The organism is Exiguobacterium sp. s22 (assembly GCF_018617455.1).
In the GTDB taxonomy this organism is placed as follows: domain Bacteria; phylum Bacillota; class Bacilli; order Exiguobacteriales; family Exiguobacteriaceae; genus Exiguobacterium.
The window spans coordinates 261,769-280,967 of the sequence record NZ_JACSKD010000001.1; the positions used below are offsets into that span (position 1 = coordinate 261,769).

Below are 19,199 nucleotides of genomic sequence, written 5' to 3' on the forward strand. Positions count from 1 at the left end.
TGAACGAGGCGATTTTTTGATTATTTCAGAGGCATTCGATTCTCGTCGAACGTAAAGCCTTCCCCTCCAACCTCGTACACATGATGGAAGGTGACAAAGGCGTGGGGGTCGATTTGTTTGACGATGGTCTTCAAACGATTCACTTCGTTTCGTCCGACGACGACGTATAACACCTCGAGTTCTCGGTTCGAGTAGCCGCCTTTTGCGAGCAGTCTTGTCGTCCCCCGGTTCATCGTCGCATGAATCCCGTCCGCGATGGCAGTACGGTGGTCACTGATAATCATCGCCGCTTTACCGGCATACGTCCCTTCTTGCATCGAATCAATGACTCGTGCCCCGATATAGACAGCGAGTAGGGTATACATCGCCTCACGAGGATCGAGATACGTCAAACTGAGGACGATGACGAAGAAGTCAAAGATGAGAAACGTCTTGCCGATTGACCAACCGAAATAGCGTTGTACGAGTCGTGCGATGATATCGACGCCGCCCGTCGTCCCCCCATTGTTGAAGATGATGCCGAGCCCGATGCCGATGAAGAGTCCGGCAAACAAACTGGCTAGCACCATATCATTCGTCAAATCGATGACAAGCGTCGAATATTTGGCGATGAATGCATACCAAAGTGAAAATGAGAACGTTCCGATGAGCGTATAGATGAAGGTCGTGCGACCTAACAACTTGTAACTCATGAAAAAGAGCGGGATATTTAATGCCAAGTTCGTGACCGAAGGTGAAATATCAAATAGACCACGTAGAATCAATGTGATGCCAGTGAATCCACCTTCGGCCAAGTTGTTTTGAACGTTGAAGTGATAAACACCGAATGCAAAAATAAAAGAACCTATTAAGATAAAGATAATATTTCGAACACGAATCGGTAACTGTACCGTCATTAGGTTCACCTCCCCTTAGATAGAGTACTCGAAAAACAACTCGATTGACTACCCTGAACATATGACATTCAGAATCGAGTCGGCTATACTTTTCAAAGAAGAGGTGATTTAGATGAAAGTAGTAGCCATCGGGGCACATCCGGACGATATTGAAATCGGGATTGCCGGAATGACCGCCCAATGGACGAAACAGAAGATTGAAGTCGTCTACGTCGATTTGACGAAAGCCGAGCTGTCTTCAAATGGAGACGTCGAAACAAGACAAAAAGAAGCAAGTGCAGCGGATGCGGTGCTCGGTGTACGCCGCCTGAATCTCGGATTCAGTGACCGCGGGATTGACGGAAGTGCCGACCAACTAGAAGCAATCGTATCGTTGATTCGTCACGAGCGCCCAACTCATGTCCTATATCCATATGAAGTCGACCGTCATCCAGACCATGCCGCTTGTGCACATCTCGTGACAGAGGCGCTGTTTAATGCCGGCATTCGAAAATACTTACCTGAACTTGATGCATACCGTCCGCAAAGTGTGTACCAATATATGATCAATGCGCATGTCGAACCAGACGTCTGTGTCGATATCAGTGACACCATCGACGTGAAGACCCAAGCCTTACAATGTTATGCCAGTCAGTTCACACCGATGAACGGAGTAAAGACACCACTCACCGATGCATATGTGGAGCGGGTCGTCGCACGGGAACGACATTTCGGGAGCTTGATCGGTACGTCATACGCAGAAGGCTTGAAACAAGTCCGACCATACGTTGTGAGACAGGCAGGTGAACTCGCATGACATATCGTATCGGCATTTTGTGTTATCCATCGGTAGGTGGCTCTGGGATTTTGGCAACAGAACTCGGGATGAAGCTTGCGGATCGTGGTCATGACGTCCATTTCATCACAAGTAGCATGCCGTTTCGCTTGAACGCCTATCATCCGAATATCACGTTCCATCAAGTCGAAATCAACCAATACTCGGTCTTCCGATACCCACCTTACGATATGACGTTGTCGGCGAAAATCGCGAGCGTCATCCAATCGTTCGGGCTTGACGTCATTCATGCCCATTATGCGGTGCCTCATGCCGTATGTGCGGCACTTGGTCGTGAAATGGCAGGAGTGAAGACACCCATCGTCTCGACGTTACACGGGACCGATATCACGGTGCTCGGAGAGGATGAGGAATTGAAACCGGCCATTCTATACGGACTACGCCAATCGAATGCCATCACGGCCGTTTCGCATAGTCTAAAACGAGAGACGGAAGACCGCATTGCGAGTGATTTGCCTATTCAAGTCATTCACAACTTTATCGATGAATCGGTATATACGCCACAAATCGACCCGACGCTTCGGGAACGGTATGGATTGTCAGATGAGGACCGAGTCGTCATCCACATCTCGAACTTCCGGCCAGTGAAGCGTGTCGATCTCGTTTTAGAGGCGTTCGACCAAATGGACGTCCCAAACAAAAAACTTCTGCTCGTCGGCGATGGACCGCTCATGGGGGCGATGCGTCGACTCGTGACCGAAATGGAACTCGAAGACGATGTCATCTTTGCCGGGAAACAAGAACAAGTCGCAGCGCTCCTTTCAATCAGCGATGTTCATGTCTTGTTATCGGACAAAGAGGCGTTCGGACTCGTCGCCCTCGAAGCGATGGCGACAGGGGTACCTTCAGTCGTGAGTGATGCAGGTGGGTTACCGGAAGTCATCACGGATGGTGAGGATGGGTTTGTCGTATCGAGAGGCGACGCAAGTCTTGCCGCCCATGCGATGCAACGTGTACTGACAGATGCCTCGTTACAGGAACGATTCAGACGTAACGGATTAGAGAAGTCTAAACGCTTCGCCTCACAAGACATCGTGACCGAATATGAGCGCTTGTATGAACAGGTGGTGAAATCATGACAGAATGGGAGTATGCGAAACAAATCATTGAAACGATTGAACGGCATGGTGGTGAGGCTTATATCGTCGGTGGGGCCGTTCGTGACTATGTCCTCGGAAGCTTACCGGATGACATTGATTTGGCGACGTCGCTCTTCCCTGAAGATGTGATGGCTCTCTTTCCAAAATCCGTCCCGACCGGCATCGAACATGGGACGGTCACGGTCATCATCGACCATCATCCGTTCGAGGTGACGACATTCCGTTCAGAAGGGGCATATTCGGATTCAAGAAGACCAGACCATGTCGCGCTCGGTGTGTCGCTCGAAGAAGATTTATTGCGCCGTGATTTCACGATGAATGCGATGGCGTTTCATGATGGACAAGTCGTCGACTTGTTCGGTGGTCAACATGACCTTGAAGAGCGGATCATTCGTACGGTCGGTAGCCCATTCGAACGTTTCGGTGAAGATGCCCTTCGCATCATGCGCGCCCTTCGTTTCATGTCTCAACTCGACTTCACCTTACATGAAGAGTTACGTGATGCAGCGAGTGTGCTCGGCCATAAGCTCGAGCAAATTGCGATGGAACGCATTGCAATCGAATTTGAAAAACTATTAGTTGGACCTGCGTATAAGAGGGCGCTCAATGAGATGGTGGCTCTAGGCATTCACCGTCACCTACCGGGCGTCACGACGGATCTGATGAATCGTGTGCAGGAAGATGAGCGTACGCCTGTAAACGCGGCTAGCGGTTGGGCACTCTTTTTGTATCATTCGAACGATGAATCGTGGCTCTTGCCATGGAAACGCTCAAATGCCATCAAGCGCGAGGCTCGTACGCTAGCTAAATTGTGTGAGACGGGATTAGATGAGATGACGATCTATCAGACAGAGGAAACCACGCTATCTACGTATTTTCGGATGAACGGTGAGAGAGACCGGAGTCGTGAATTGAAGCAGTCACTCCCCATTCAGTCACGAAAAGAACTACAATTTGATGGACGAGATGCGCTCGAGCTCGGAGCAAAAGGAGAGGTCATTAAACATATGTTGGCCGACTTGGAACGACGGGTCGTCCTACAAGAGATGCCGAACCATGAGACTGTATTGAAAGAGGAGGCGAAACGATGGCTTCAACGCGCGGGCGTGTCCTGACGCTATTACAAAATGGTGAAGTATGGAGCGGTCAAGAGCTGGCACGTCAATTGAATATTTCACGTACCGCAATTTGGAAACATATCGAGACACTGAAACAAGACGGGTACGCGATTCATACTATTCCACGAAAAGGTTATCAACTACTCGAACAAAGCGACCGATTCGATGAACCGGCTTTTGTTTCATTTCGGAAGGGGCGTTTTGGTCAAGTCGTACATGCGTTTGATCAAGTCGATACGACACAACGCATCGCACACGAACTTGCACAACAACATGCACCCGAAGGAACGCTCATCATCAGTGAAGAACAGACGGCGGGGCGTGGGCAGCTAGGACGTAACTGGCATAATCCGAAGCATGTCAATATTGCGGCAAGTGTCATTTTAAGACCCGATTTACCGATTCGGGAAGCTTCGAAGCTGACTTTGATGACAGCCAGTGCGTTTGCGACGGCGTTGAATGCGAGAAATCTCGACGTGTCAATCAAATGGCCGAATGATTTACTCTTAAATGGTAAGAAAATCGGAGGCATTCTGACAGAAATGCAAACGGAGGGAGATCGCATCCAGGCTGTCATTTTAGGATTCGGGATAAACGTCAATGGTGAAACTATTCCGCCGGACTTGGCTCACCGGGCTACATCGCTCTATCTTGAAACGGGAACACGTTATCATCGCAGTGAGTTACTAGCAGAGCTACTAGTCGAACTCGAAACCGAGTACGACCGTTTTCTCGAAGATGGGTTCGCACCGGTACGCTTGAATTGGACGAAACATGCCGCTTATCTGAATGAATCGGTCACGCTGAGTGGGTCCCGGGCGTCAAGAACAGGCGTCATGCGAGGAATCTCTGATGAAGGTGCCCTGTTACTCGAAGTAGATGGGAAAGTCGAACCGGTCTATTCTGCTGAGATTGCAGTGTGGAATGATTGATGAAAACGACACCATCGACTATACTGAATGTGTCGGACGCTATCGATTTTTGAAGTGTACCACGCTTGCAGACTGTCACAATCAGTTGTCTGCCTTGATCATTTTGACAGGGACAGAAGGACACTACTCATGAAAACCATGAAATTGTTTTTCGTGCGCCTTCTTGCCTATTGTGTAAGAAGGCGTTTATTCTTTCCTGTCTCCACGTTTAGGAGGAGAAACAGATGAACACGATGACTTCGTTATTGAAAAAGATGAATGAACAGGAAAAGCTCGTCATGTTGACGGCGTATGATTATCCGTCAGCGAAACTTGCCGAGGCGGCAGGGGTCGATTTGATTCTCGTCGGGGATTCACTTGGAATGGTCGTACTCGGTTATGATTCGACCATCCCTGTGACGATGGAAGATATGCTCCATCACGCAAAAGCCGTGCGACGAGGAGCACAACAGACGTTCGTAGTAGTAGATATGCCATTTGCGACGTACCACGGAGATTTCGACCGTACGCTACAGGCGGCGGCACGCATGTTCCAAGAAGGACAGGCGGATGCCATCAAACTTGAAGGTTCAGGGGAAGTTCTCCGAACGATTGAACGCTTGACACAAGTCGGAATGCCATGTGTCGCCCATTTAGGATTGACGCCTCAATCAGTTGGTGTGTTAGAGGGATATAAAGTTCAAGGAAAATCCCTTGAAGCCGCTGAGGCACTTCTTCAAGATAGTCTGTCTGCCGAACGAGCGGGTGCGAAAATGCTCGTTCTCGAATGTGTGCCTCATCAACTAGCGAAACGAATCGCTGAGTCGTTGACTATCCCAGTCATCGGAATCGGTGCCGGGGCAGAAGTCGACGGCCAAGTGCTTGTCTACCATGACGTTTTAAAATATGGGGTGGACCGCTTGCCGAAATTTGTTCAAGCATACGCGGATGTGAATGATGTGGCGACACATGCGATTCAATCTTTCGTCGAAGAAACGAAAAACGGTCAGTTTCCGCTTGAACGTCATACTTTTACGATGGACGAGTCGTTACTAGATTCGTTGTACGGAGGAAAATGATGAAAATTATATCGACCGTTGAAGAATTACGTCACGCGTTACCGTCTGGGCAAACGATTGGGTTCGTTCCGACAATGGGTTATTTGCATGAGGGACATCTGAGCCTCGTTGAAAGCGCACGACGGGAAAATGATATCGTCGTGATGAGTATTTTTGTGAATCCGACACAGTTCGGACCAAATGAAGACCTCGACCGATATCCGCGAGACTTTGATCGAGATGAGAAGTTGGCACGTGAGGCGGGTGTTGACTACCTGTTCTATCCGACGACTGAGACGATGTATCCACTCGATATGGCTCGTGTGACCGTCCGTCAAGGTGCAGACGTATTATGTGGGGCGAGTCGACCAGGTCACTTTGATGGTGTGTTGACAATCGTCTCGAAATTATTTAATCTTGTTCAACCAACACGTGCTTATTTTGGGCTGAAAGATGCCCAGCAAGTCGCGCTCATTGAAGGATATGTCCGAGATTATTTCGTACCAGTCGAGATTCGACGCTGCCCGATTATACGTGAGGAGACAGGACTGGCCAAATCTTCTCGAAACGTATATCTGTCAGAAGTTGAAAAAAGAGAAGCGAGTCAAATTTTCAAGGCGCTGACGTTGGCGAGAGAAGAATTAGAAACAGGGCAAGGTGCTGGAGCGGTCAAACGTCAATTGACGGAACGATTGAGCGAGATTCCGAATAGTCAAATCGATTATGTCGAACTCGTCGATTATCCGACACTCGGCTCCGTCACGTACGACTCAACTGAAATTTTATTAGCAGTGGCCGTTCAATTTGAACGCGCCCGATTGATTGATAATGTGATTTGGAAGAAGGGATGAATCCAATGATTCGTACATTTATGCACGCGAAACTTCACAAAGCAACAGTGACTGAAGCAAACTTACACTATGTCGGTTCAATCACAATCGATGAGGATTTGATGGACGCGGTCGGTATTATGGAGAATGAACATGTTCACATTACGAACAACCATAATGGCGCACGCATCGAAACATACGTCATTAAAGGGGAACGTGGTTCTGGTGTGATTTGTTTGAACGGCGCAGCGGCACGTCATTTCCAAGTAGGCGATGTTGTCATCATCATGGCATACGGTCAAATGACTGCGGAAGAAGCGAAAACGCATCGTCCAAAAGTTGCCGTCTTGAACGGACAGAACGAGGTCGATCAACTTCTTTATGAAGAAATCGCCCATACGATTTTATAAAGAGTTCGGGGGTGTCGTCAGAGGCATCCCCGTTTTTTCGTCATACGTTCTATGGTAAGATGAGACAGACAGAAAGCACGAGCGTGCCAAAGATGGGATGGATGTTATGGACACGTATGTGATTGTGGATTTAGAGACAACCGGTCATTCCGTAAAGTCCGGTGATGAACTGATTGAGTTTGCGGCGGTCGTCGTACAAGAGGGTGAAGTGATTGAGCGCTACAGCACCTTGATTCGACCGAGTCGACCAATCCCCCCTTTTATCACGCAATTGACAACGATTAGTGATGCTGACGTGAGTGATGCACCCCTATTTGAAGAGGTGATTCCCGACATTTGGAAAATGTTAGATGGTCGGGTATTTGTCGCGCACAATGTCACATTTGATTTAACTTTTTTAAATGAGAGTCTTGAACAGGCAGGATACCTTCCGTTTCAAGGGAGAGCTATCGATACAGTCGAGTTGGCTCGAATTCTTTATCCGACATTAGAAAGCCACGCATTAGAAGCCCTTTCTGATACGTTTGACCTCTTACATACAGATGCACACCGGGCGCTAAGTGACGCAGAGGCGACTGCCGAACTTTTCATAAGAATGCTCGACCGCCTACGCGACTTGCCGATTGTGACGTTGAAACGACTTCGCGAGCTCTCTGAATCGTGGACGAGCCATGTCGAACCGTTACTTGATGACATCATACTCGAGGTTGGAATTCGCCCAGACGACGAAACACGTTTTGATATTCATCGTAAGATTGCATTATATCGTCCTAGCGACTCATTCGTTCCGGCAGTAGAGCGTGAGCCGTTTGAACCGTTTCTGCTTCGAACGATTGAAGAGACGCTCCCATCAATTTTTGAACAGTTTGAACCAAGACAAAGTCAATTTGAAATGATGCGTCACGTCTATAAAGCGTTAGACGATGAGGAAACATTGTTAGTCGAGGCGGGTACGGGAACGGGTAAGACGCTTGCCTACTTGATTCCAAGTGCGCATCATGCACTTGAGACGAAACGACCGGTCGTCATCAGCACACATACCATTCAGTTACAGGAACAATTGTTGAATCGCGATTTACCCGTGCTTCGACAGATTTTTCCGGAGATTGAGTTCACATTGTTAAAAGGAAGACGGAATTATATCGATTTACGTAAGTTCGAGATGGTCCTTGACGAATCGAATGACGGACTTTTGGCATCGATGTGCAAAGCGATGGTCCTCGTCTGGCTGACCGAGACGGAGACGGGGGATCTAGAGGAGCTTTCATTCCCAGGGTCTGCGACACAAGGTCCTGCCTCATTCAAGCGCTTGATTCAAGCAGACGCTTCAAGTGAGTTTGGTCGATTCGATCCATGGTATAGCCGTGACTTCTTCACAAAAGCCGTCCTTCGCTCAAAAGAAGCGGATCTGATTGTGACAAACCATGCGCTCTTGTTCTCTGACTTACAACATCAGGCAGGCATTTTACCGACCGACACACCACTCGTCTTAGACGAGGCGCATCAAGTCGAAGAAGTGGCTTCTCATCACTTCGGTGTGACGTTTGATGCGATTCAATTTGACCGATTATTTAAATGGTTCGGCTATGGGGCAGACGGAAAATTCCATTCGCGTATCATTCAGCTAGCTGATTTAACGTCCGTCACCGAAGAGGCAGAAGCTTTTAGTCAGCAGATTGACGGTGCGCTCGCTCAAGTTGAGGAAGAACTTGAGGATCTCTTGACTGCCCTTCAATCGTTGAGCAAGAAAAAAGAGCCGAGACAAACAGTTCGTTTCGAGCGGGAAGGGGCAACGTTCAGACCGATTCGAGAAGTGGCGAATCGACTTGAGAACAAACTCCGTACGTTACGCACGTCACTTCGTCATCTACATCGTCTGCTTGATGAGCGTAAAGAACATATGACGTTTAAGCAGCGGGCACTCATTAGCGATTTGAAAACGTTGATTGGCGACGTTCGTGAGCTCGAGAGCGTCATTTATGAGACGATGCTGACCCGAGACGACGATGCGGTCAGTTGGGTCGAATTGAATTTAGGCAACCGCAAACTAACTTCGGTGTACACCCAACCGGTTGAGATTGGTCCGTTGTTGCACGAGCGACTCTTCAAGAAGAGACCGACCATTTTAACCTCGGCGACGATGACGGTATCGGGCAAGTTCAGTTTTATGGAACGGCGACTCGGACTTGAAGGAGAACCGGTCAGACGAGTCGTATTGCCTTCTCCGTTCAACTTTAGAGAGCAGGCAAAGCTATTTGTTCCGTCAGACTTCCCATTGATCAATGATGTCCCGCTTCCTCAGTTCGTCGATCAAACGGCCCAATCGATTGTTCAAATTGCGAATGTGACGAAAGGACGAATGCTCGTCTTGTTCACATCGAACGAATTGCTCCGACTTACTTACGAACAAGTGAAAGATCACCTGGATCCGTCCTATACGCTTCTCGCACAAGGGGTGAGTGGTGGTTCGCGTAGTCGTTTGACGAAACAGTTCAAACGCATGGAACAGTCAATTCTCTTTGGAACGGCCAGCTTTTGGGAAGGTGTCGATATTCCAGGTGAGGCATTGACGTGTCTCGTCATCGTCCGTCTCCCGTTCGCCCCCCCTGACCAACCGATTATGCAGGCGCGCTCAGAAAAAATTGAATCGCTTGGAAAATCACCATTTTTCGAATTATCGCTTCCGCAAGCGGTCATTCGCTTCAAACAAGGGGTCGGGCGCTTGATTCGATCAAAAGGGGACTACGGTGCCATCTTTGTATTCGACCGCCGAGTCGAGACGACGCGTTACGGCAAACAATTCATCAACAGTTTGCCTAAAGTCGACCGCATCGAGGGGACGTTAGAAACATCTTTGTCCGAGTTGGAATTATTCTTAGATGAGAAGGAAAAGTCAGTGTCACGAAATGATAGATAACGCTAGGCATCGTGATATTATCGCTTTATAATGATACGTATAGTGTTTTTGGAGGAGGGGTCAATATGAACTCGAATATTGAAACGCTCGCAAGCGTTCGGATTGAACCGACCGCGGACGTGTATAAGATTGTCGACTTATTGAATCGGACTTTGAAAAGTCAAGATTTGATGTTCGGTTTGTCACTTGAGAAGAAAGTAAACGATCCGAAAAAGGAAGAGATGGTCTTCACCATCTATCGTACAGAATGACCAGAAAAGCGAAATGGATCGTTTCGTTTTTAGTGGCTCTGATTGGTGTCGTTCTTGTCTTTAGCGTGATGTATCGATTCACCATCGGGCATACAGAAAATCAAAAAGAGAAACTGGTCGAACAGGCAATGATGCGGCTGACAGACGAATCTCCAAACGTGAAAGTAGGTCAGGGAGAACTGTTCAATGGGACAGAGGCATATGTCGTCTTCCCGGAAGAAGACGGGAAGTCGATTTGGTTTGTGCCTCTTAATGATAAGTTGGAGATTGAACAGCGCGAAATCGATGAAGTGGAAGCGACCGATGTCTGCGCGCGTTCTGTCGAGGAAACGGGTGGACAACTCGTCAGCTGTAAGATCGGATTTGATGAGCGTGCACTCATTGAAGTGGTTACGAAAGCGAATGCTACCTATACGTATTCGTATTACACGCTTCAGACCGGAGAGTTTATTCGACGCGTCCAATTGACGGATCAAATGTGACGAATTAGAGGGGGATATGGATGGAACATCTACTAGCAAAACGTGTAAAACAACTTACACCATCGACAACATTGGCAATCACGGCTAAAGCAAAGGCTCTTAAGGCTTCAGGTAAAGATGTCATTGGTCTCGGAGCAGGCGAACCTGATTTCAATACACCGGAACGAATCATTGATGCCGCGTGTCAAGCGGCTCGAGATGGCGATACGAAGTATACACCATCTGGTGGTACCGTCGCCTTGAAAGATGCCATTATTGAGAAAACGAAACGCGACAGCGGATTAGTGTTCGAGCGTAACGAGGTGATGGTCGCTTCAGGTGCGAAACATGCCCTTTATGCATTGTTCCAAGCGATTTTAGATGAGGGGGACGAAGTGATTGTCCCGACTCCGTACTGGGTCAGTTATCCAGAGCAAATCAAATTAGCAGACGGAGAACCTGTTTTGGTTGATACAGACGAATCGACGTCTTTCAAATTGACGCCGGAACAATTGGAACGTGCAATCACGGATCGAACGAAAGCGGTGATTTTAAACAGCCCTTCGAATCCGACTGGAATGATTTACACGAAAGAAGAGCTACAGGCACTTGCTGACGTCGTTCTACGTCACGATTTACTCGTCGTGAGCGATGAAATCTATGAAAAATTGATTTACGGTGATGCAACGTTCGTCTCGATTGCAACACTCCCGAATATGCGAGAACGGACAATCATCATCAATGGTGTCTCAAAATCACATGCCATGACGGGATGGCGCATCGGGTATGCCGTTGGGGATGCAAAAGTGATCGGTGCGATGACGAACTTGGCATCACACTCGACATCAAACCCAACATCCGTTGCTCAAGCGGCTTCCGTGGAAGCGTACAATGGACCACAAGATGACGTAGAAATGATGCGACAATCATTTGAAGAACGACTCGATATCGTTTATGACCGCCTTATTCAAATCCCGGGCATCACATGCTTGAAGCCACAAGGTGCGTTTTACTTATATGCCAACGCAAAAGTTGCCGCGACAGAGAGCGGCTATGAATCAGTCGACGCATGGTGCGAAGCGGTACTTGAAGAGGCAAACGTGGCACTTGTTCCGGGTTCAGGATTCGGACAAGACGATTACGTACGATTATCCTATGCAACAGAATTAAAACGCGTACTAGAGGCGCTCGATCGAGTAGAAGACTTCGTTACGAAGCGCGCTCGATAAGCGAAAGGATGGAAATGGACATGACAACAATTTCGATTAACCAATTTAAAGATTATGAAGGCCAAACGGTCCGCGTCGGCGCTTGGATTGCCAACAAACGTTCGAGTGGGAAGATTGCCTTCCTTCAATTACGTGACGGGAGCGGATTTGCTCAAGCGGTCGTTGTAAAAGCTGACGTGGCGGAAGAACTGTTCACCCTTGCCAAAGGTGTGACGCAAGAAACGTCGGTTTGGGTCACAGGGAACGTCAAGTCAGATGGCGGACGTACACCACTTGGCTTTGAATTAGAAGTGTCTGATTTAGAAGTGATTGCGGAATCGGTGGATTATCCAATCACACCAAAAGAGCACGGAACGGAATTCTTGATGGACAACCGTCACTTATGGCTACGTTCACGTCGCCAACACGCAATTATGAAAGTTCGTAACGAAATCATTCGTGCGACATATGAGTTCTTCAACAAAGAAGGATTCGTCAAAATCGATCCGCCAATCCTTACGAGCAGTGCACCGGAAGGAACGACAGAATTGTTCGAGACAGACTATTTCGGTCAATCAGCCTACCTTTCTCAGACGGGTCAATTGTACATGGAAGCCGCGGCAATGGCCCTCGGAAAAGTATTCTCGTTCGGTCCAACGTTCCGTGCGGAAAAATCGAAAACACGTCGCCACTTGATTGAGTTCTGGATGATCGAGCCAGAGATGGCATTCGTCGATCATGACATGAACCTCGAAATTCAAGAGCAATACGTGTCATACATCGCGCAATCAGCGCTTGAAAACTGCAAAGATGAGCTTGAACTTCTCGGACGTGACCTTGAGAAATTGGCACAAGTACAAGCGCCGTTCCCGCGTGTTCGTTATGAAGATGCGATCAAATTCTTGAAGGCAGAAGGATTCGACGATATCGAGTATGGTGATGATTTCGGTGCGCCGCATGAGACAGCGATTGCTAATGCACATGATAAGCCGGTCTTCATCACGCATTGGCCAAAAGAAATCAAACCATTCTATATGAAAGTGGATCCTGAGAATCCAGAACTCGTTCTCTGTGCTGACTTGATTGCACCAGAAGGGTATGGAGAAATTATCGGAGGGTCACAACGTGAGGACGACTACGATCGTCTAAAAGTAGAAATCATTAAAGAAGGTCTCGACGAAACAGATGCGTATGACTGGTATCTCGAACTTCGTCAATATGGTTCGGTCCCACACTCTGGATTCGGACTCGGACTTGAGCGTACGGTCGCTTGGATCAGCGGTATTGAACATATTCGTGAAGCGATCCCGTTCCCACGTCTTTTAAACCGAATTCACCCTTAACGATTAATCGGGGAAGACATTATGTCCTCCCCGATTGATGTGTCTTAGAAAGGAAGTGCGACATGGATGCACATCAATTAATTCAATTATTCGAGCAAAGTCCGGTCGTCATTCCGCGAAAATTGTTTACTGATGCAAGACGACTTGATTTATCACCCGTCGAATTCAGTCTCATCGTTCATCTTCTTGAAATGACCGGAGAAGGGATTGTCATGCCGCTCCCAAGTGAATTAGGGAAACGATTGAACATCTCGGAGAATGAGGCGCGATCTGTGTTACTCGGTCTATTGCAGAAGGAATTGATTGCGATTGACGCGTCCACTGCGGGCGAACGATACAGCCTTTTGCCACTTTTCAAGGCGTTACAAGGAGAAGAAAAATCAGCGCCGCAGCAGATGCTAAGTGAAAATATCATTCATACGTTCGAACGTGAATTTGGAACCATTACCCCGTTCGAAATCGAACAAATCGTAGGGTGGATGACAGAAGATGGCTTCAGTGAGGAACTCATCATGGCCGCGCTTCGGGAAGCGAAACTTCGAAACGTGCGAAACTTCAAATACATGGACAAAATCCTGCGTGTTTGGCAAGACCACCATGTCGAATCGCTCGAGGATGTCGTGGAATATCAACGGAGGAATAAGTGATGTTGACGCGAGCACAATTACAGGAAGTGTCAGATACGATGAAGCAAATGTTCCCGGATGCTCATTGTGAGTTGACGCATCAAAATCCATTCGAATTGGTGGTCGCCGTCGCGCTCTCCGCACAAGCGACGGATGCACTCGTCAACAAGGTGACGCCGGGTTTGTTTGAAGCGTTTCCGACGGTCGAGGCGATGGCCGCGGCTGATGTGTCTGAGATTGAGTCATTGATTAAACGAATTGGTCTTTATCGAAACAAGGCGAAGAATGTAAAAGCACTCTCAGAAAAAATTGTGAACGAGCATGGTGGCATTGTCCCTTCTGACCGAGCATCGTTGGAGGCGCTCCCTGGAGTCGGTCGTAAAACGGCCAATGTCGTCCTATCTGTCGCATTTCATGAACCTGCGTTTGCAGTTGACACCCATGTAGAGCGAGTATCGAAGCGTCTCGGCATCTGTCGCTGGAAAGACAATGTCCGTCAAGTCGAGGATACGTTGATGAAAAAGTTTCCACGCGAGGAATGGTCTCAACTTCATCATCAATTCATTTTTTTCGGCCGTTATCATTGTAAGGCACAACGTCCGGGTTGTGAGGCGTGTCCACTACTTCATATGTGCCGTGAAGGAAAGAAACGAATGAAGTCACAGGAAGTCACCAAATAAAAACGCATCGACACGAAAGGTGTCGGTGCGTTTTTGATTAATGGTTCCAAGGGTGGTCGCTCCATTCGCGACGTTTTTTCGTGATCGGCACTTTTTTGAAGCCCCAGTTGCGAAAATCTTGGTCTGGACTTTCTTTACGGATGTAAATTTTGTCCTTGATTGCTTTAAAGATTCGGTTCTCGTCCCCATAATGGACGAACCGTGGTTTCACTTCAATCACGCCGCGACGGACACGAGAGAGTGGTAGACAAACGAGGTCGGCGATTTCGAGCCCCGATTGATACATCGTGTTCTGCTTCTCAGAAAAGATAAAGCCTTTAATTTTTTGGCGACTCTTTTCGACATCGAGGTGAACCGTACCTGAATTGAAAATATCGAAAAATGCTTTTTGGATTAACAGGTTTTGATAATCATCCCGTGATTCAAGGACGACACGAGCACTGACCGCTTCCGTCTCTTCTAAAAATGCGTAGAATGACTTCATCAAGTGAGCGAAGGCGACGACATATGGGTCTTTTGGCGTCGAGTAGAAATCATGCAATTTTTGCTTATCCACCTCGACACTGACAATCGTGCAATCGATTCCTTGTAAAAACTCAGGGAGTTTATCCCAAAAATCGCGTAACATATCAATTGTGATTCCATCCTCTTTTCCATAAGGATGTTCTGCTTTTAAAATTTCTTTTAAATGTAACGGGATTTGCTCCGTATTAAACACATCTCGTTTAAACGCATGTAGCCTCCGTTTCAGTTCACAAGGTAATCCGGTTTCGTCCGCATCGATTGAATACTTATATTCCATAAGGACACCCGTCAAATTGAACTGTGTATTCCCTTTAGGTGTCCCAGTTTCGTCGACGAACATGACATACTTCTTTCCACTTTCCATCCAATCCCTCCAAAACGGCTTAACGTTTTTAAATCACCTATTTTATTTCCACTGTATCTTGACTACACAACTATTGCACCCTTTTTTAAGAATGACATCAATTAGGTTTATCAATCGGTCAACTTGGATAAACACTAAGGGTGCTATTATCATAGAAAAACAATCGGGACATACATAACGAGAGCTTTTCAATTTGGATACACAATCGCTTACATACTAGTTTAACATACGGGAGTTTGGTACGATATGTGTTGCGGTAAATCCACACAAGTGTCGACCGACAGAAGTCGACAATCAGACCTGAGACGGAAGGAACGAGTGGACTGACCTGTTAATATGTATGTATGAGGTGACGACATTGTTCCATTATCCAAACGGTAAGAAAGCAAACACGACAAAGACATCTATAGGAGAAGGAAATTCTAAACGATCATCGAATTCTGAAACCTATGCGAACCGCGGAATGAACTTGGAGACGTTGTTAAATGAGACGAATGAATTTTATCGTATTCATCATCAAGCCGTCATCCATAAAAAACCGACACCGCTACAAATCGTCAAAGTAGATTATCCGAAGCGAAGTGCCGCTAAAGTGACAGAAGCTTACTTTAAACAGGCGTCTACGACGGACTATAACGGAGTGTACCGCGGCAAGTACGTTGACTTTGAAGCAAAAGAAACGAATAATAAGACATCGTTTCCGCTAGGCAATTTTCATGAACACCAGATTGAACATATGCGCGAGTGCGAGCGACATGGAGGAATTTGTTTTGTCATCATTCGTTTTAGTCGCTATAATACGCAATATGTATTGACCACGGAGCAACTGGTGCAGTGGTGGGAACAACGTTTGACGGGACGAAAATCGATTCCGCTCAGCTTTATCGAACAGGAAGCGATTGAAGTTCCGACGAGAGCCTTACCGTCGATTGACTATTTGACGGTGCTTGATCAATGGCTCGATTGAATAGAAGGAGTGAACCATGAATGGAGCGAAGTAGGGTCGCACGTCGACAAGATTCGACGACGAATAAACGCAAAAAAACTGGGAAACAACCAAAGACGAAGAGTAAGAAACCGATGTGGAAACGCATCTTTTTATTAGGATTCATGTTATTTGTGGCAGCGGTCATCGCGCTCGGTGCCTACACGGTGTATGCGATTGCGACAGCACCAGAACTTGATGAAGAAAAGCTTGTGGATACGTATCCGATTCAATTGCTTTCTGCTGAAGGGGAGCCGCTCGAAGGAGCAGGTCAAATACGGGAGTACGTTTCGATTGACGATATTTCAGAAGTGATGCAACAAGCAGTCGTTTCGATTGAAGACCGTCGTTTCTATGAACACAATGGAATCGATTTACGACGTATCGGCGGCGCTGTTCTTGCCAACTTGACTGATGGATTCGGGGCAGAAGGTGGGTCGACCATCACGCAACAGTTAGTCAAACAATCTTTCCTTTCGACAGATAAAAAATTGAAGCGTAAGCTTCAGGAGCAATGGCTCGCCCTTAAACTCGAACGTGAGTATACGAAAGAACAGATTTTAGAGATGTACTTGAACAAAAACTACTATGGTAGCGGTGGATATGGTGTGCAAACCGCTTCAAAACGCTACTTCAACAAGCCGGTATCAGAAGTGAATTACCAAGAAGCCGCAATTCTCGCCGGTCTTCCGCAACGACCGAGCGCATATGACCCAATCAACGGTGATCAAGAATTGACACGTTATCGTCAGGAACAGGTGTTGTCTGCGATGAAACGGGATGGGCACATCACGGAAGAACAATATAATGAAGCGTTGGATGTCGAAATTGCCGATGTGATTTCGCCAGGAGAAGAGACGGAAGAGGAAGCATTCACACGTGCGATCTATTCACGTGTCCAAGCCGAGCTTGAGGAAGACTATGGACTTGAACAATCGGATATCTATGGAACAGGATTAAAAGTCTATACGTCAATCAATAAAGAGTTACACACTAAATTCAACAGTGATATCAAGTCGGATAATGTCAACATTCCGGGTGGAAGTTTCCCGGCTGACGAACTTCGTATGGGTGCAACCGTGCTGAATACGAAGACTGGTGAAATAGTTGCCATCATCGATAGCCAACAGGCAAAACAAGGTGACAAGTCGTATCGTGATTACTCGAATGAGAAGCGTCAAATCGGTTCGACGGCCAAACCAATCTTTGATTACGGTCCGGGAATCGAGAACGGTCAATGGTCTACCGGGAAGATCTTACTCGATGCACCGCTCGAAGGGTCTTACAAACCGAATAACTATTATCAGGAATATCGTGGTCAGAACACGATGCGGTATTTCTTGACGATTTCAGGGAACACGCCAGCGGTTCGAGCTTTCCAAGAAGTACGCGATGAATTTGGTCAGGGTGCCATCGAATCCTTCGCAAAAAATGTAGGAATCGAACCAATGTATGCCGGGGAAGAATTGTTGGAAGCGAACGCCCTAGGTGCCGCTGAAGCAAGCACAACTCAAATGGCTGCCGCGTATGCTGCCTTTGGTACGAACGGGATGTATACGAAGCCTCATGTGATTCAAAAAATTGAATTCAACGATGGCTCGAGTATCAATTCACCAATCAAAGCGAAACAGGCGATGGAAGACTATACAGCATACATGCTGACGGACATGCTCCGTGACGTCGTGAGTGGTGCGAACGGGACGTATGAACCTGGTGCATTCCCTTGGGACGTAGCAGGTAAGACCGGAACGACCAACGATGAGCAGGACAAATGGTTTACGGGTTACACGACAGATTACTCGATTTCCGTTTGGACGGGTAAAGTCAGCGGTGCTAGTGAAACTGCCAATAAACCGAACTACGCCCAATACTACTTCGAGTATATGATGCAACAAGTGACGAATGCGACGGGACAACCGGATCGCTTCCAACGTCCAGACTCCGTCTTGTCACTCGGAAGTGAACTTTATGTCAAAGGGACGAAGCCAAAAGATCTTCAACCTGAGAAATTGGCCGCTCCAACAGGTGCAAGCGTCAACTACGATGAAGAGTCAAAAGCAGGTTCTGTCTCATGGTCATATGATTTCGATGCTGTGAAGGCGGATGGTTTTAATGACGTCACGTTTACGGTTACGCAGAACTCTGCTGATGGTGGAGAAAAAGTTGTAGGAACGACCGGAGAAACAAGTATCGATATCTCGAACTTACCTGAAGGGGATACAACGTTCACCATCGTCGCCAAGGCGACCAACCCATTGACGGGTGAACAGCAGTCTGCCCCGGCACAGGCAAGTTACTCGATCGAACCGAAAGAAGAACCAAAGGATGAAGAAGATAACACGTCCGAAGATGGTGATTCTGAAGATAACCCAACGGATGAGAACAACGGCAACGGGAATGAAAATAACAATGGTAACGGAAACGGAAACGGTAACGGTAACGGAACCGATGACGGTACAACAGACGAACAAAATCCTGATGAGCCAGCGACTGATGAAGGTACTACAGATGAAGGCACCGATCAACCGACTGATGGAGAAGGAACGGGAACTCCTATAGACGGGCAGTCGAATAATGGATCATCCGACACGAATCGTGGGAATGGCAATTCGAATAACGGAAACAACTAACGAAGACAGGGCGACATTGTGCGCCCTGTTTTTCGTGTGACTTTGTTATAA

At 47.4% G+C, this 19,199-nt stretch carries 19 protein-coding genes; 17 read left to right on the forward strand and 2 right to left on the reverse strand.

What is annotated here, in order from left to right; genetic code table 11:
• Positions 1-20: 20 nt before the first annotated feature.
• A complete protein-coding gene (locus tag KNO94_RS01380) occupies positions 21-896 on the reverse strand; it encodes a YitT family protein (protein ID WP_214776944.1) in 876 nt (291 codons plus the stop codon).
• A gap of 112 nt (positions 897-1,008) precedes the next feature.
• Here KNO94_RS01380 and bshB1 point away from each other — a divergent pair, with 112 nt between their 5' ends.
• The 15 genes from bshB1 to nth all read left to right on the forward strand — a co-directional run bounded on the left by bshB1 (position 1,009) and on the right by nth (position 14,644).
• A complete protein-coding gene (gene bshB1, locus KNO94_RS01385; protein ID WP_214740285.1) occupies positions 1,009-1,692 on the forward strand; it encodes a bacillithiol biosynthesis deacetylase BshB1 in 684 nt (227 codons plus the stop codon).
• Positions 1,689-2,810 (forward strand): N-acetyl-alpha-D-glucosaminyl L-malate synthase BshA, encoded by a 1,122-nt coding sequence (gene bshA / locus KNO94_RS01390; protein WP_214740287.1) that lies wholly within the window; start codon positions 1,689-1,691, stop codon positions 2,808-2,810. Before bshB1 ends, bshA begins: the two co-directional genes overlap by 4 nt.
• Positions 2,807-3,946, forward strand: a complete 1,140-nt coding sequence (locus KNO94_RS01395) for a CCA tRNA nucleotidyltransferase (RefSeq protein WP_214776946.1) — start codon at positions 2,807-2,809, stop codon at positions 3,944-3,946. The genes bshA and KNO94_RS01395 overlap by 4 nt, the downstream gene beginning before the upstream one ends.
• Positions 3,919-4,881 (forward strand): biotin--[acetyl-CoA-carboxylase] ligase, encoded by a 963-nt coding sequence (locus KNO94_RS01400; protein ID WP_214740290.1) that lies wholly within the window; start codon positions 3,919-3,921, stop codon positions 4,879-4,881. The genes KNO94_RS01395 and KNO94_RS01400 overlap by 28 nt, the downstream gene beginning before the upstream one ends.
• The gene (locus KNO94_RS01405; RefSeq protein ID WP_214740292.1) at positions 4,874-5,014 is read left to right on the forward strand and encodes a hypothetical protein; all 141 of its coding nucleotides are present in this window, start codon (positions 4,874-4,876) and stop codon (positions 5,012-5,014) included. The genes KNO94_RS01400 and KNO94_RS01405 overlap by 8 nt, the downstream gene beginning before the upstream one ends.
• Before the next feature lie 91 nt (positions 5,015-5,105).
• On the forward strand, positions 5,106-5,939 hold the full coding sequence (gene panB, locus KNO94_RS01410) for a 3-methyl-2-oxobutanoate hydroxymethyltransferase (protein WP_214776948.1): 834 nt from the start codon (positions 5,106-5,108) through the stop codon (positions 5,937-5,939).
• Complete coding sequence (gene panC / locus KNO94_RS01415; RefSeq protein ID WP_214776950.1) at positions 5,939-6,769, forward strand: pantoate--beta-alanine ligase; 831 nt, start codon at positions 5,939-5,941, stop codon at positions 6,767-6,769. The genes panB and panC overlap by 1 nt, the downstream gene beginning before the upstream one ends.
• 5 nt (positions 6,770-6,774) lie before the next feature.
• Positions 6,775-7,158: an aspartate 1-decarboxylase gene (gene panD, locus KNO94_RS01420; RefSeq protein WP_214740298.1), complete on the forward strand. Its 384-nt coding sequence runs from the start codon at positions 6,775-6,777 to the stop codon at positions 7,156-7,158.
• A gap of 106 nt (positions 7,159-7,264) precedes the next feature.
• Positions 7,265-10,075: an ATP-dependent DNA helicase DinG gene (dinG, locus tag KNO94_RS01425; RefSeq protein ID WP_214776952.1), complete on the forward strand. Its 2,811-nt coding sequence runs from the start codon at positions 7,265-7,267 to the stop codon at positions 10,073-10,075.
• Between the two features lie 65 nt (positions 10,076-10,140).
• Complete coding sequence (locus KNO94_RS01430) at positions 10,141-10,326, forward strand: YpmA family protein (RefSeq protein ID WP_015881492.1); 186 nt, start codon at positions 10,141-10,143, stop codon at positions 10,324-10,326.
• On the forward strand, positions 10,323-10,808 hold the full coding sequence (locus KNO94_RS01435; RefSeq protein ID WP_214776954.1) for a hypothetical protein: 486 nt from the start codon (positions 10,323-10,325) through the stop codon (positions 10,806-10,808). The genes KNO94_RS01430 and KNO94_RS01435 overlap by 4 nt, the downstream gene beginning before the upstream one ends.
• 20 nt (positions 10,809-10,828) lie before the next feature.
• The gene (locus tag KNO94_RS01440) at positions 10,829-12,016 is read left to right on the forward strand and encodes a pyridoxal phosphate-dependent aminotransferase (protein WP_214776956.1); all 1,188 of its coding nucleotides are present in this window, start codon (positions 10,829-10,831) and stop codon (positions 12,014-12,016) included.
• A gap of 20 nt (positions 12,017-12,036) precedes the next feature.
• Positions 12,037-13,338 (forward strand): asparagine--tRNA ligase, encoded by a 1,302-nt coding sequence (gene asnS / locus KNO94_RS01445; RefSeq protein WP_214776958.1) that lies wholly within the window; start codon positions 12,037-12,039, stop codon positions 13,336-13,338.
• Between the two features lie 62 nt (positions 13,339-13,400).
• A complete protein-coding gene (locus KNO94_RS01450; protein ID WP_214776960.1) occupies positions 13,401-13,985 on the forward strand; it encodes a DnaD domain-containing protein in 585 nt (194 codons plus the stop codon).
• Positions 13,985-14,644, forward strand: a complete 660-nt coding sequence (gene nth, locus KNO94_RS01455; RefSeq protein WP_214776962.1) for an endonuclease III — start codon at positions 13,985-13,987, stop codon at positions 14,642-14,644. The genes KNO94_RS01450 and nth overlap by 1 nt, the downstream gene beginning before the upstream one ends.
• 37 nt (positions 14,645-14,681) lie before the next feature.
• Here the strand turns inward: nth and KNO94_RS01460 are convergent, their stop codons facing one another.
• On the reverse strand, positions 14,682-15,533 hold the full coding sequence (locus tag KNO94_RS01460; RefSeq protein WP_214740312.1) for a DUF3800 domain-containing protein: 852 nt from the start codon (positions 15,531-15,533) through the stop codon (positions 14,682-14,684).
• A 340-nt stretch (positions 15,534-15,873) separates the two neighbouring features.
• Between KNO94_RS01460 and recU the strand changes: the two genes are divergently transcribed.
• Both recU and KNO94_RS01470 read left to right on the forward strand, forming a co-directional pair.
• Complete coding sequence (gene recU / locus KNO94_RS01465; RefSeq protein ID WP_214776964.1) at positions 15,874-16,500, forward strand: Holliday junction resolvase RecU; 627 nt, start codon at positions 15,874-15,876, stop codon at positions 16,498-16,500.
• A gap of 20 nt (positions 16,501-16,520) precedes the next feature.
• Positions 16,521-19,148, forward strand: a complete 2,628-nt coding sequence (locus tag KNO94_RS01470) for a transglycosylase domain-containing protein (RefSeq protein WP_214776966.1) — start codon at positions 16,521-16,523, stop codon at positions 19,146-19,148.
• Positions 19,149-19,199: the final 51 nt, after the last annotated feature.

Coding starts and splice junctions, on each gene's coding strand:
- KNO94_RS01380 (WP_214776944.1), bottom strand. CDS start 896: ATGACGGTACAGTTACCGATTCGTGTTCGAAATATTATCTTTATCTTA.
- bshB1 (WP_214740285.1), top strand. CDS start 1,009: ATGAAAGTAGTAGCCATCGGGGCACATCCGGACGATATTGAAATCGGG.
- bshA (WP_214740287.1), top strand. CDS start 1,689: ATGACATATCGTATCGGCATTTTGTGTTATCCATCGGTAGGTGGCTCT.
- KNO94_RS01395 (WP_214776946.1), top strand. CDS start 2,807: ATGACAGAATGGGAGTATGCGAAACAAATCATTGAAACGATTGAACGG.
- KNO94_RS01400 (WP_214740290.1), top strand. CDS start 3,919: ATGGCTTCAACGCGCGGGCGTGTCCTGACGCTATTACAAAATGGTGAA.
- KNO94_RS01405 (WP_214740292.1), top strand. CDS start 4,874: ATGATTGATGAAAACGACACCATCGACTATACTGAATGTGTCGGACGC.
- panB (WP_214776948.1), top strand. CDS start 5,106: ATGAACACGATGACTTCGTTATTGAAAAAGATGAATGAACAGGAAAAG.
- panC (WP_214776950.1), top strand. CDS start 5,939: ATGAAAATTATATCGACCGTTGAAGAATTACGTCACGCGTTACCGTCT.
- panD (WP_214740298.1), top strand. CDS start 6,775: ATGATTCGTACATTTATGCACGCGAAACTTCACAAAGCAACAGTGACT.
- dinG (WP_214776952.1), top strand. CDS start 7,265: ATGGACACGTATGTGATTGTGGATTTAGAGACAACCGGTCATTCCGTA.
- KNO94_RS01430 (WP_015881492.1), top strand. CDS start 10,141: ATGAACTCGAATATTGAAACGCTCGCAAGCGTTCGGATTGAACCGACC.
- KNO94_RS01435 (WP_214776954.1), top strand. CDS start 10,323: ATGACCAGAAAAGCGAAATGGATCGTTTCGTTTTTAGTGGCTCTGATT.
- KNO94_RS01440 (WP_214776956.1), top strand. CDS start 10,829: ATGGAACATCTACTAGCAAAACGTGTAAAACAACTTACACCATCGACA.
- asnS (WP_214776958.1), top strand. CDS start 12,037: ATGACAACAATTTCGATTAACCAATTTAAAGATTATGAAGGCCAAACG.
- KNO94_RS01450 (WP_214776960.1), top strand. CDS start 13,401: ATGGATGCACATCAATTAATTCAATTATTCGAGCAAAGTCCGGTCGTC.
- nth (WP_214776962.1), top strand. CDS start 13,985: ATGTTGACGCGAGCACAATTACAGGAAGTGTCAGATACGATGAAGCAA.
- KNO94_RS01460 (WP_214740312.1), bottom strand. CDS start 15,533: ATGGAAAGTGGAAAGAAGTATGTCATGTTCGTCGACGAAACTGGGACA.
- recU (WP_214776964.1), top strand. CDS start 15,874: ATGTATGAGGTGACGACATTGTTCCATTATCCAAACGGTAAGAAAGCA.
- KNO94_RS01470 (WP_214776966.1), top strand. CDS start 16,521: ATGGAGCGAAGTAGGGTCGCACGTCGACAAGATTCGACGACGAATAAA.